The sequence below is a fragment of the Methyloferula stellata AR4 genome (assembly GCF_000385335.1).
Classification (GTDB): domain Bacteria; phylum Pseudomonadota; class Alphaproteobacteria; order Rhizobiales; family Beijerinckiaceae; genus Methyloferula; species Methyloferula stellata.
This window is the reverse complement of sequence record NZ_ARWA01000001.1, coordinates 403,576-415,932: the sequence shown is the minus strand read 5'-3', so window position 1 is coordinate 415,932 and position 12,357 is coordinate 403,576. Positions and strand designations below refer to the sequence as shown.

Here is a 12,357-nt window from a genome sequence, read left to right as displayed (position 1 = left end):
CGGGTTTTGTATGACCTTAGAGATCAGCCGGTCATATCTTGTCTCTATCACGCCTGAAATCGCCGCCGTGCTCGCTCTGCTTGAGGCCTGAGCCCGGACCCTGCCATTGAAGCCCGGAACGTCAATGCCGCCACCTTTCAAGAAGCTGCTCGTCGCCAATCGGTCCGAAATAGCCATTCGCGTGTTCCGGGCCGCGACCGAACTCGGCATTGGCACCGTCGCGATCTATGCCGAAGAAGACAAACTGTCGCTGCATCGCTTCAAAGCCGATGAGGCCTATCAGGTCGGCAAGGGCGTCGGCGCCGATAAGAATCTCGGACCGCTCGAAGCCTATCTGTCGATTGCCGAAGTGATCCGCGTCGCGAAAGAAGCGGAGGTCGATGCGATCCATCCGGGCTATGGCTTTTTATCCGAAAGCCCGGAATTCGCCGATGCCTGCGCCGCTGCGGGCATAAAGTTCATCGGCCCGTCGCCGCAGACCATGCGCACGCTCGGTAATAAGGTATCAGCGCGCAATCTCGCGATCTCAGTCGGCGTTCCGGTCATGCCGGCGACCGAGCCTTTGTCCGATGCGCCAGACGACATCAAGAAACGCGCCGCGGAGATCGGCTATCCGGTCATGCTCAAAGCCTCATGGGGCGGCGGCGGCCGCGGCATGCGGCCGGTCGAAAGCGAAGACGGTCTTTTGGATGCCGTCGCCGCGGGCAAGCGCGAAGCCAAATCCGCCTTTGGCAAGGATGAAGTCTATCTCGAAAAGCTCGTGAAGCACGCGCGCCATATCGAGGTGCAGATTCTAGGCGACACGCATGGCACGTTGCTGCATCTCTTCGAGCGCGATTGTTCGATTCAACGCCGGCATCAGAAAGTCATCGAACGCGCCCCGGCACCCTATCTGACGCCGGAGCAGCGCCAGGCCTTTGCCGATGCGGCACTGAAGATCGGCCGGGCGACGGATTATGTGGGCGCGGGCACGGTCGAATTCTTGATGGATGCCGATACGGGCGCGTTTTATTTCATTGAGGTCAATCCGCGCATCCAGGTCGAACATACCGTGACGGAAGTCGTCACCGGGCTCGATATCGTCAAGGCGCAGATCAAGATCGCGGCGGGTGGGCACCTTGGCAAAGTCGAAGAGACGGGCATCCCGCCGCAAGATGAGATCAAGCTGTCCGGCCATGCGTTGCAATGCCGGATCACGACGGAAAATCCGGAGAATAATTTCATTCCGGATTATGGCCGCATCACCGCCTATCGCGGCGCCTTTGGCTTCGGTATCCGTGTCGATGGCGGCACAGCCTATTCGGGCGCGGTGGTCACACGCTTCTACGATCCGATGCTCGAAAAGGTGACGGCTTGGGCGCCGACACCGGAAGAGACGATCGCGCGAATGACCCGGGCCTTGCGCGAATATCGCATCCGCGGCATCGCGACCAATCTCGCCTTTCTCGAAGCCGTGCTGCGGCATCCGAAATTCGCGGCAAATGAATATACGACGCGTTTCATCGACGAGACGCCGGATCTCTTCCAGTTCATGAAGCGCGCCGACCGCGCGACGAAGCTCCTGACCTATATCGCCGATGTGACCGTGAACGGACACCCGGAGGTCAAGGGCCGGGCCAAGCCGCCGGCCGAGGCGCGCAAGCCCGAAGTGCCGCGATTTGCGCCGAAGCTGGGCGTCGAAGGCACGAAGCAGATCTTCGACCGGCTTGGAGCCAAGGGCTTCGCGCAATGGATGCTCGAGCAAAAGCGTGTGCTCGTCACCGACACGACCTTGCGCGACGCGCATCAATCTCTGCTTGCGACGCGCATGCGGACCTTCGACATCGTAGAATCTGCCGAAGCCTATGCGCGCGGGCTGCCGCAGCTCTTCTCGCTCGAATGCTGGGGCGGCGCGACCTTCGATGTCGCCATGCGCTTTTTGAACGAGGATCCTTGGGAGCGCCTCGCGATCCTGCGCGAGCGCGTGCCGAACATTCTGTTGCAGATGCTGGTGCGCGGCGCCAATGGCGTCGGCTACACGAATTACCCGGATAATGTAATCCGCTTCTTCATCAACCAATCGGCCGAGGCCGGCGTCGATCTCTTCCGCATTTTTGATTGCCTGAATTGGATCGAGAATATGCGGGTCTCGATCGATGCCGTCTGCGAAGCGGGCAAGCTCGCCGAAGGCGCGATCTGCTATACAGGCGATATTCTCGATCCCGATCGCGCCAAATATTCTCTCAAATATTATACGAGCCTTGCCAGGGAGCTTGAGCAGGCGGGCTGCCACATCATCGGCTTGAAGGATATGGCGGGGTTGTTGAAGCCCGCTTCCGCCGCCGTGCTCATCAAAGCCTTGAAGCAGGAGGTCGGGCTGCCGATCCATCTGCATACGCATGACACGTCCGGCATTTCGGGCGCGAGCGTGCTCGTCGCGGTGCAAGCCGGCGTCGATGCGGTTGATGCGGCCATGGATGCGATGTCGGGCGCGACTTCGCAGCCTTGCCTTGGATCGATCGTCGAGGCACTGCGCCATGTCGAAGGCAATACGGAACTCGATCCGGAGGCGATTCGCCGTTTGAGTTTCTATTGGGAAGCTGTGCGCACGCAATATGCGGCATTCGAAAGCGACCTGAAGGCGGGCGCGTCGGAAGTCTATATGCACGAAATGCCGGGCGGCCAATTCACCAATCTGAAGGAGCAGGCACGCTCGCTCGGCCTTGAATCGCGCTGGCATGAAGTCGCCAAAGCCTATCGCGCGGCGAATGACATGTTCGGCGATATCGTCAAAGTGACGCCATCCTCCAAAGTGGTCGGCGACATGGCGCTGGTCATGGTATCGCAAGGGCTGACGCCGGAAGATGTGCTCGATCCCGATCGCGAGATCGCTTTTCCGGGCTCCGTCGTCGAAATGCTGCATGGCGATCTCGGCCAGCCTCCAGGCGGCTGGCCGCCGGCCTTGCAGAAGAAGGCCTTGAACGGCGACAAGCCGATCACGGTGCGTGCAGGCACGCTTCTGCCGCCGGCCGATTTCAAAGCTGTGCGTGAAGAGGGCGAGAAGCGCCTTGGCGAGCCGCTCGACGATCGCGCGCTCGCGTCTTATTTGATGTATCCGAAAATCTTCGCCGATTTCGCGGGCGTCGCGCGCAAATATGGGCCGGTCTCCTGCCTGCCGACGCCAGTCTATTTTTACGGCATGCAGATCGGCGAGGAGATCGCCGTCACGATCGAAAAGGGCAAGACTCTCATCATCCGCTTGCAGGCCATCGGCGAGACGGAAGAAGAGGGCCAAGTGCGCGTCTTCTTCGAACTCAACGGGCAGCCGCGCATCGTGAAAATTCCGAACCGCGCAGCGGTCGCCATGCTGCCGGCGCGCCGCAAGGCCGAGGACGGCAACGACGGTCATGTGGCTGCGCCCATGCCGGGTGTCGTCGCGGTGCTCTCCGTGCAACTTGGCCAGATGGTGAAGGCAGGCGACGTGCTTCTTTCGCTCGAAGCCATGAAAATGGAGACCGCCTTGCGCGCGCCGCGCGACGGGAAAGTGTCGGAGATCCTGATTTTCCCGGGTCAGCCGGTGGAGGCCAAGGACCTCATCATGATAATTGCGTGATCGTCAGCTTCCTTCGTGGAAGCGTCATGGCCGGGCTTGTCCCGGCCATCCATGCCTTTCACATCACCTTAGAACGTGGATGGCCGGGACGAGCCCGGCCATGACAGCGTTTAAAGGCGGCATCACACCTCAACGATCCGCCCCTCGACCTTCGCGTCGATCGTCTGAAGCTTTTGCGCGTAGTCCATCACCGCGCGGGCCAATAGAATATCGCCCGTGTCGACCGTGATGCCGTCGCCCGCAAACATCGTATAGCCGTCGCCGCCGCGCGCCATGAAATCATTGCTGGCAAGCTTATAGGTGCGGGCAGGGTCGAGCGCTTCGCCGTTGACGAGCGCCGATTGCACGCGCGATCCGGGCGCGGCAGCAGGCGCGATCGTCACTTTAAGCCCTGAGATTTGCGGAAATCGGCCGCTGGCCTGCGGCAGACGCGAAAAGCCGTTTTCGAGCGCCGTCAGGATCGCCTGGCCACTCATATTGGCCGAGACGACCTTATTGCCGAAAGGCAATTCCACGAGCACGTTGCGGCGTGTCCAATCCGAGCCCGTTTCATAGATCCTGTTGCCTCTGATACCCCCGCCATTGGTGATCGCGATGTCGGCGCCCACGGAGGCCCGAAGCGCATCGGCGACGAGATTGCCGATGGCGCATTCCTGCGTGCGCACGAGCTCCGTATGGCTGTCGAGCGGAGCCGCGAGCGTCGCGACCTCCATATCGAGTTCTTTCGAGAGCGCGCCTTGATAGGCGCGGGTCTTGTCGAGGATCTCCTCGTCCGGCGCGACGCTTGCCGTATCGACAACCTTGAAATCCGGCCACCAGACGAGACCCGAGGGTTCGGTCTTCGATTTGGCAAGGTCGATATCGATGACGACCACGTAATTGGCGTCTTGATGCGATTCCGCCAAAGCCGTGCGGCCGTCGAAATCGAGATGGAGATCGTGGTTATGGCCGGAGAGGATGAGATCCACTTGGTGCGCCGCCATCAAGGCGCTGCCTGTCGCCTTGTCGGCATGGACGATCGCAACCACGAAATCGGCGCCATTGGCCCGTGCCGCTTTGGCTTTGTCCTTGATCGTCGCGAGCGTCGACGCAAAGCTCAAGTCTCCGCTGCGCGATGCCATGGGCGTTGCGTCATAAGCGGCGCCGATGAAAGCCAGTTTCACGCCACTGACGTCGCGGCTCAGCATATCCTGGTGATGCGGCAGCGCTTGGCCGGAGGCATCGCGCAGATTGGCGGCGAGGATCGCGAAATGCGCCTCATCAATCCGCTGTGAATAGACTTCGGGGCCGAAATCGAATTCATGATTGCCGGGCACGAAAATATCGAGGCCGAGATCGTTGAAGAGCGCGATCATGTGCCGGCCTTGATCGAAGCTTGACATCAGGCTTGGCGAGAGCGTGTCGCCGGCATGAACGAAATTTAACGTCCGGCCCTCGCGCAAGGCGCGCGCGCGTTCCGTCTTCACCACCGTCGCAAGCCTTGCAAGGCCGCCGCGCTTTTGGGCGTTCTCGTCCATCTCGTAGACGTCGTTGACGAGGACAAAGGTCAGATGCGCGACAGGCTCGGCCACAGCGCGTAAAGGAATGAGGCTGGTGCCGGCGGCCAAGGAGGCCAGCGTCGCGCGGCGGGTCAGATACGGCATGCAGGGTCCATCAAGATCATGTTAGCTGACTTTTGCAGCGCGTTCTTTCACATAGATAGTTGATCATATTATGATGCCAAAAGCCCGAGTGCATGAAGCGATGAATGCTTTATCTCCAATCTCTGCGACGACCGCCTATGGCGGCCGGATCGGCGTGCTTTTGGTCAATCTCGGCTCGCCGTCCGGCACGGATTACTGGTCGATGCGGCGTTATCTGAAGGAATTCCTGTCGGACCGCCGCGTGATCGAGACGCCGCGTCTCATCTGGTGGCCGATCCTCAATCTCATCATTCTTTCGACCCGGCCCGCCCGCAAGGGCACCGATTACGCGGCAATCTGGAACAAAGCGCGCGATGAAGCGCCGCTGAAAACGATGACGCGCGCGCAGGCGGAAACGCTCGAAACAGCCATCGAAATCGGCAGCCTTGGCTTTCCCGAAGAAAAGGTCCGCGTCGCCTGGGCGATGCGCTATGGCGAGCCCGCGATCGAGGAAGCGATCCATTCCCTGCAAAAGCACGGCTGCGACCGGATCCTCCTGGTGCCGCTTTATCCGCAATATGCGGCTGCGACTTCGGCGACCGTCTGCGACAAGGCCTTCGAAGTCCTTTCCAAAATGCGCTGGCAGCCGACATTGCGGGTAGCGCATCCCTATTTCGATCAGCCGGCCTATATAGAGGCGCTCGCAGCTTCCCTGCGCAAGGAACTGGCCAAGCTCGATTTCACTCCGGAGGTGATCCTCGCCTCCTTCCACGGCATGCCGCAGGCCTATGTCGACAAGGGCGACCCATATGCCGTGCAATGCGAGGAAACGCGAAGGCTGCTGCGCGACGCCATGGGGTATAGCGACGATCAATTCCGCTTGACCTTCCAATCGCGCTTCGGACCGGCGCAATGGCTGAAGCCCTATACGGACGAGACCGTGAAGGCGCTTCCGGGCCAAGGCGTGAAAAAGCTCGCGATCATCACGCCGGGCTTCGTCGCCGATTGCTTGGAGACGATCGAAGAAATCGGTATCGAGAACCGCGATTATTTCCTCTCGGCCGGCGGGCAGAAATTCGCGCGCATCCCGTGCCTGAACGAGAGCGAGGAAGGCATGAGCGTCATCTTCGATCTCGTGAAACGCGAGCTCTCGGGCTGGGTTTAAAAGCCCTCATTCCATTCATGCGCTCTATTGTCGCACATTCGCTCTGCCATTTGGCGGAGTGAAATACCCATTATTTATGTGTATTTTGATATATATCATATCATCACTCATATCCAGGATAGGATGATACATGATCACTGCCGCGCAAATGCGTGCTGCTAGAGCGCTTTTGGGAATCGACCAGCGTGAGCTCGCGATCCTCTCCGGCATCTCGCAGCCGACGATCCAACGCATGGAAGCAAGCGATGGAGTCGTCCGCGGTGTCGTCGATACGTTGATGCGTGTGGTCGCGGCTTTCGACCAGGCGGGCATCGAATTGATCGGCGACAACATGGCGAGCGGCGGCAGTGGCCGAGGCGTGCGTTTCAAGGAGCCCGGCACGGGCGTGCGCAGCAAAGACAGCGAGACGGTCGCGGGCGAGACCGGCCGTCCCATGATTGCGCCGAAGCAGCGCCGGGCCCAAGGCGCCGCGCGGGCAAGGCGGATTGAAGGATCGTCATGAACGCACGCGCACTGCAGCCGACATTTTGGGATCTGTTCACGCCGAAACTCGTCACCGTTCTCAGCGAGCGCTATGGGCTTGCCGATTTTCGCGCCGACGTGATCGCGGGTCTCACCGTCGCCATCGTCGCGATCCCGCTGTCGATGGCGATCGCCATTGCTTCGGGCGTGACGCCCGATCGCGGGCTTTATACGGCAATCGTCGGCGGCTTCTTCGTGTCCTTGCTCAGCGGCAGCCGGTTTCAGATCGGCGGCCCGGCCGGCGCCTTCATCGTGCTGGTCGCGGCAACGGTCGCGGCCCATGGCGTCGAAGGGCTCATCCTCGCGACCATGCTGTCCGGGCTCATGCTTCTCTGCATCGGCTTTCTGCGGCTCGGCACCTTCATCAAATATATTCCCTATCCGGTGACGGTCGGATTCACGGCGGGCATCGCGGTCATCATCTTTGCGAGTCAGATCAAGGATCTGCTCGGGCTGCATCTCGCCGGCAGCGAGCCGGGCGAACTTCTGCCCAAGCTCAAAGCGATTGGCGAGGCTTTGCCGACCTTCAGCGCGCCCGCGCTGGCGATCGCGCTTTTAAGCATCGTGACGATTGTCGGTTTGAAGCATTACAGGCCGCATTGGCCGAGCCTCTTGATCGCCGTCGCCATGGCATCTTTGGCGACATGGGCCTTCGGCCTGCCGATCGAGACGATCGGCACGCGCTTCGGCGGCATTTCGCACGGCCTGCCAATGCCGCAACTGCCGGTGATCTCGCTCGATAAAGTGATGGCGGTCCTGCCGGCGGCGATCTCTTTCGCGCTTCTGGGCAGTATCGAAAGCCTGTTGTCGGCCGTGGTCGCCGATAGCATGACGGGCCGGCGGCATCGCTCCAATTGCGAACTTGTGGCGCAAGGCACTGCCAATATAGCGTCCGCGCTTTTCGGCGGCATTTGCGTGACGGGCACAATCGCGCGCACCGCGACCAATGTTCGCTCGGGTGCGCGCAGCCCGATGGCCGGCATACTGCACGCGCTCTTCGTTCTTCTCTTCATGGCGGTTGCCGCCCCGCTTGCAGCCTATATTCCCCTGGCCGCACTGGCAGGCCTCCTCGGCGTGGTCGCCTGGAACATGGCCGAGCGCCATGCCTTCGCGCGATTGCTGCTGGCCTCGCGCGGCGATGCGCTTGTCTTGGTCGCGACCTTTCTGCTCACGATCTTTCGCGATCTGGCGACCGGCATCGTGGTCGGCTTCTCCTTGGCGGCTCTTTTGTTCCTGCATCGCATGGCGCAGGCCGTCGAGATCGAGAGCGGTCATCCGGGCGCGGAAGACGAAGACGATGCGGGGACACCTTATGATGCCTCCGTCGCGACGGACCGGGATGTCATCGTCTATCGAATCTCCGGCGCTTTCTTTTTCGGGGCGGCGGCGACGGTCGCAGCCGCGCTCGATTCGATCGCCGAATTTCCAAAGGCCTATGTCATCGATGTCTCGGCGGTGCCGATGCTCGATTCGACGGCGGCGGCGGCGATCGAGGGATTCGTCCGCAAGTCCCGCCGCCAGGGCGTCGCCATCTATGTGACCGGCGCACACGGACATGTCCGGCGCATCTTGCGGACGCATGGCGTGCGCCGGCCCGATGTATCTTTTTATGCCGATGTCAGCGCCGGAATAGCTGCCGCGCATGCGGCTTTGCAGCCTGCGGCAGAGCCGCTCCAGAGCGCAATTTTAATTGATCGATGAGACCGGTTTCGTCGCAGTATTACATTTGAAACAAGGCGGTCATCGCTCCATTTTCCGCCAAAAGAGGAGATAGCAGATGACCACCACCACTCTTGAACGCTCCGCGCCTGCCGCGGCTCTGCCGACCCGCCGTCTCGGCCGCACCGACATGAACATCACCCGCGTCGGCTTTGGCGCCTGGGCGATCGGCGGCGCGGACTGGGCCGTTGGCTGGGGCACGCAGGATGATCGTGATTCGATCGCGGCCATCCAGCACGCGATCAGGAGCGGCGTGAATTGGATCGATACGGCGGCGGTCTATGGCCTTGGCCATTCGGAAGAGGTCGTCCGGCAGGCCTTGGCCGATATTCCGCAAAGCGAACGTCCCTATGTCTTCACAAAGTGCGGCCTCGTCTGGGACGAGAAGGACCGCAAAGCCTTTCCGAAACAGGTCGGCGCACCGGCGAGCCTGAAGCGCGAAGTCGAGGCCTCGTTGAAGCGGCTCGGCGTCGAGCGCATCGATCTTTATCAGATGCATTGGCCGGCCGAGGACGGCACGCCGCTTGATGTCTATTGGCAGGTGCTTCTCGACATGAAGAAAGAGGGCAAGGTGCGGGCCGTCGGCCTCTCCAATCATAATGTCGCGCAATTGGAAGCAGCCGAGCGCATCGGCCATGTCGAGACGCTGCAGCCGCCTTTCTCCGCCATTCGCCGCGAGGTCGCGGGCGCCGAAATCCCCTGGTGCCATGCGCATGAAACCGGCGTCATCGTCTATAGTCCGATGCAGGCCGGCCTCCTCACGGGGGCGTTCACAGTGGAGCGCGCCAAGGCTTTGCCGAAGGACGATTGGCGTTCGCGCAATGGCGAATATCAGGGCGACAAGCTCATCGCCAATCTGAAGCTCGCCGATGCATTCAAGCCGATCGCGGAGCGTCACAAGACGACGGTCGCTTCAGTGGCGCTTGCCTGGACGCTCGCCTGGCCGGGCGTCACCGGCGCCATCGTCGGCGCCCGCAATGCGGCACAGATCGACGGCTGGATCGACGCGGGCCGGCTCGAACTGACCAAGGACGACATGGCCGGGATCGCCGCCGCCATCAAGGCGACGGGCGCGGGCAAGGGTCCGGAGATGCCGCAGGCCTAGGCCGCGACCTATAAGATCCCTCATCCTGAGGAGCGCGCCGATAGGTGCGCGTCTCGAAGGACGAGGGATCGGCATTACATTGCTCTCCTCCAAACCCTCTCCTTCGAGACGCGTTCCTGACGGAACGCTCCTCAGGATGAGGGTTTGAGTTGCATAGTCATCTAAGTCATGACCCTAAATCGATGCGTGCCGCCACGGCTGAACTGCCGCACGGACGTCAGAATTTAATCCTCGCATCGGCGACGAATGTCCGTCCCGGAAAGGGATGGAACAGGAAATATTTCTCGTTGTTGAGATTGTCTATGCCGAAGTCGAAAGCGACATTTTCAGTCGCATCGTAATGAATGCGCGTATCGACCACGATGAAACGGTCGAAAGCGCCATAGACATGCGGAATGATGTCGGTGTTGTCCAAGGTCGAATATTGCTTGCCGCTATAGCGGGCGGCGACCGTAAAGGCCCAATGCGTATCGGGCCTGTAGGTGACGCCTATGGTCGAACGCCAGTCCGGCACATAGGGCACGCGCTTGCCGACGACCGTATCCGGCTTCCCGGTCAAAGGATTGGAACCCGCCCAAGTCGGATCGGATAGAATGCGCGCATCGACATAGGTGATGTTGCCGAAAAGTTCGACGCCTTTGAACAGCACGTTGTTTTTTTGCGCGGCGAGCTCGACGCCCTGATTGCGGATCGCATCGATATTTCCGACCGATGTCACCGCCACTTGGGTCGATCCGGCATTGACGAAATTCGTCTGCGAGATAAGCGCGTTGTGAACGGTCTCCTGGAATATGGACAGGCGCACCTTGCCGTCCGCCCATTTGCGTTCGACGTTGACCTCGGTTGACAGGTCCTGCTCAGGCGTGAGGTTGGGATTGGGAATCACAATGGCCGAGCCCGAGGTGACGGTCTGATAGAGTTCGCCGACCGTCGGATAGCGATAGGCTTCCCCGAAAGAGCCGATGACATCCCATTCGGGCGTCACGGACCAGGTAAGCGAGGCTTTGGGTGAGGCATTGGCCGAATGTTCGCGCGGCTGGAACACGGATTTCGTGCCGGTGATCGCGCCGGCCGAACTTGTGGTGGTGCTCACGTTGAGGCCGTCAAAGGCATTCCACGTCTCTAAGCGCGTGCCGACGGTCAGTTTCAGATTGGGCAGGATTTTCCACATGTCCTGCGCCCAAAGCGCACCTGTCTCCGTCTTGCCCTGTCCGTTCGAATAGAACTGGCCATTGCCGACATCCGATCCAAAATTCCAGGCTGGTGTTTGATAGGTCGGATTGTTGAGTACGTAACGGTCGCCGTGCAGACCGAAGCTCAATTCGTTCGGTCCATTGATGCCGAAAGGCCGGTAGACGCCTTTCAAATCGGCGTTCTGCCAATTCGTGCCATCCATGCGTTGGACCTTGCCGATCTCGGAAAAGCCTATGCCCGTCGGCGTTACCGTGAAGGGGTAGCGTTGAATGTCAGTCAGATAATTATAGGTGGAAATGGCAACATCGAAGTCGAAAGCACCGTGCGTATCGCTCGCGAGCGACAGCGCATTAGCAAGGTGCTTCTCGGTCCATTGATAGTTGTTGCCTGCGAAACCCGCGACGCCGCCAAAGGTCGGACCACCGGTCGCTGTCGAGGTGAGATAGCTCACCGGATTGGAATTTTGATCGTTCGACCAAAAGCCAAGCGTGTAGCGGCCTTGCAGCCAGGGTGTGAAATCATAGGCGAGCTTCAGATTAGTGACGATCTGCTGCGAATGCGTCAGCGCGCCTGTGCCGAGTACATTGGCGGCGAGTCCCTGTTTGTTCAGAGCCAGGAAGGTGCCGGCCGTTCCGGCGGGAATGGTGGCGCTCGTCGTATAGGTGAGCGGTTGCGCATAAGAGTCGAGGTAATTGAAGTTGAGCAGCCATGAGAAGTTCTCATGCCGGTCGCCGAGGGCCGCGCTCGTCTGATGCGTCACGAATGTATGATTGGTGCCGTATTGGTTGAAAGGTTGGATCGATTCCGTCTGTTTCGCCGTCATCAGAAGCTGGTCCGGCATCTTCGTGGTGATGAGCAGCACGCCGCCGATCGAATTGCCTGGATAAGCGGCGGCATAGGGCCCTTCGAGAAAATCGATCCGGGCGATCGACTCCGGCGCGACGAGATTCCAATGCGGCGAACCATTGGTGTTGTTATTATTGATCAGAGCCGAGAGCAGAATGTCGTCGGCATAGATCAAAGTGCGGGCGCTTGAATTTACACCCCATGTCCGCGTCGCGAGCACGGCCTGATTGTCGCCGTCGTTGCGCTTGCGGACAAAAAGGCTCGGCAGATATTTGATCGCATCTTCGGGATCCTTGAGATTGATCGTCTGTTCGATTTCCTGCGAGGTAATCGTCTCGACCTGTTGCGGCAATTGATATTTCTGCACGATGGGCGGCGGATTATCGGCGCCAATGGCAAGAGGTTCGGGCGCGGATGGCGCCGGCGCGCCAGCGCCATTTACGTCGACCGTCGGCAATTGTGTTGGGGATGCGGCCTTTGCGATGGATGGCGATAAGGCGAGCACCAGAGTAAGCGCAAACGGACTTGCGCCGGAAAGGCATGCAGCTCGAAAAAACATGGAGGTGAATCCCCTGATCTCGGCGGTGAGACC

7 protein-coding genes are annotated in these 12,357 nt (G+C 60.3%); 5 read left to right on the top strand and 2 right to left on the bottom strand.

Translation table 11 applies throughout. The features are described from left to right. Positions 1-124 precede the first annotated feature (124 nt). Positions 125-3,592: a pyruvate carboxylase gene (pyc, locus tag A3OQ_RS0102085; protein ID WP_020173695.1), complete on the top strand. Its 3,468-nt coding sequence runs from the start codon at positions 125-127 to the stop codon at positions 3,590-3,592. Positions 3,593-3,714: 122 nt separating this feature from the next. Here pyc and A3OQ_RS0102080 read toward each other — a convergent pair whose 3' ends face one another. After that, positions 3,715-5,235: a bifunctional metallophosphatase/5'-nucleotidase gene (locus A3OQ_RS0102080; RefSeq protein WP_020173694.1), complete on the bottom strand. Its 1,521-nt coding sequence runs from the start codon at positions 5,233-5,235 to the stop codon at positions 3,715-3,717. A 100-nt stretch (positions 5,236-5,335) separates the two neighbouring features. Here A3OQ_RS0102080 and hemH point away from each other — a divergent pair, with 100 nt between their 5' ends. The 4 genes from hemH to A3OQ_RS0102060 all read left to right on the top strand — a co-directional run bounded on the left by hemH (position 5,336) and on the right by A3OQ_RS0102060 (position 9,725). Then, positions 5,336-6,379, top strand: a complete 1,044-nt coding sequence (gene hemH, locus A3OQ_RS0102075; RefSeq protein ID WP_244427242.1) for a ferrochelatase — start codon at positions 5,336-5,338, stop codon at positions 6,377-6,379. A 130-nt stretch (positions 6,380-6,509) separates the two neighbouring features. Next, complete coding sequence (locus A3OQ_RS21140; RefSeq protein ID WP_020173692.1) at positions 6,510-6,881, top strand: helix-turn-helix domain-containing protein; 372 nt, start codon at positions 6,510-6,512, stop codon at positions 6,879-6,881. Beyond that, positions 6,878-8,602, top strand: a complete 1,725-nt coding sequence (locus tag A3OQ_RS0102065) for a SulP family inorganic anion transporter (protein ID WP_020173691.1) — start codon at positions 6,878-6,880, stop codon at positions 8,600-8,602. The genes A3OQ_RS21140 and A3OQ_RS0102065 overlap by 4 nt, the downstream gene beginning before the upstream one ends. Before the next feature lie 76 nt (positions 8,603-8,678). Further along, positions 8,679-9,725, top strand: a complete 1,047-nt coding sequence (locus A3OQ_RS0102060; RefSeq protein ID WP_020173690.1) for an aldo/keto reductase — start codon at positions 8,679-8,681, stop codon at positions 9,723-9,725. 217 nt (positions 9,726-9,942) lie between these two features. On the opposite strand, the gene A3OQ_RS0102055 is transcribed toward A3OQ_RS0102060, so the two are convergent. Further along, positions 9,943-12,324: a TonB-dependent receptor gene (locus A3OQ_RS0102055; protein WP_083931450.1), complete on the bottom strand. Its 2,382-nt coding sequence runs from the start codon at positions 12,322-12,324 to the stop codon at positions 9,943-9,945. Positions 12,325-12,357 lie beyond the last annotated feature (33 nt).

Bases quoted from the DNA above. Each gene is read 5' to 3' on its own strand.
- pyc (WP_020173695.1), top strand. From the start codon at position 125: ATGCCGCCACCTTTCAAGAAGCTGCTCGTCGCCAATCGGTCCGAAATA.
- A3OQ_RS0102080 (WP_020173694.1), bottom strand. From the start codon at position 5,235: ATGCCGTATCTGACCCGCCGCGCGACGCTGGCCTCCTTGGCCGCCGGC.
- hemH (WP_244427242.1), top strand. From the start codon at position 5,336: ATGAATGCTTTATCTCCAATCTCTGCGACGACCGCCTATGGCGGCCGG.
- A3OQ_RS21140 (WP_020173692.1), top strand. From the start codon at position 6,510: ATGATCACTGCCGCGCAAATGCGTGCTGCTAGAGCGCTTTTGGGAATC.
- A3OQ_RS0102065 (WP_020173691.1), top strand. From the start codon at position 6,878: ATGAACGCACGCGCACTGCAGCCGACATTTTGGGATCTGTTCACGCCG.
- A3OQ_RS0102060 (WP_020173690.1), top strand. From the start codon at position 8,679: ATGACCACCACCACTCTTGAACGCTCCGCGCCTGCCGCGGCTCTGCCG.
- A3OQ_RS0102055 (WP_083931450.1), bottom strand. From the start codon at position 12,324: ATGTTTTTTCGAGCTGCATGCCTTTCCGGCGCAAGTCCGTTTGCGCTT.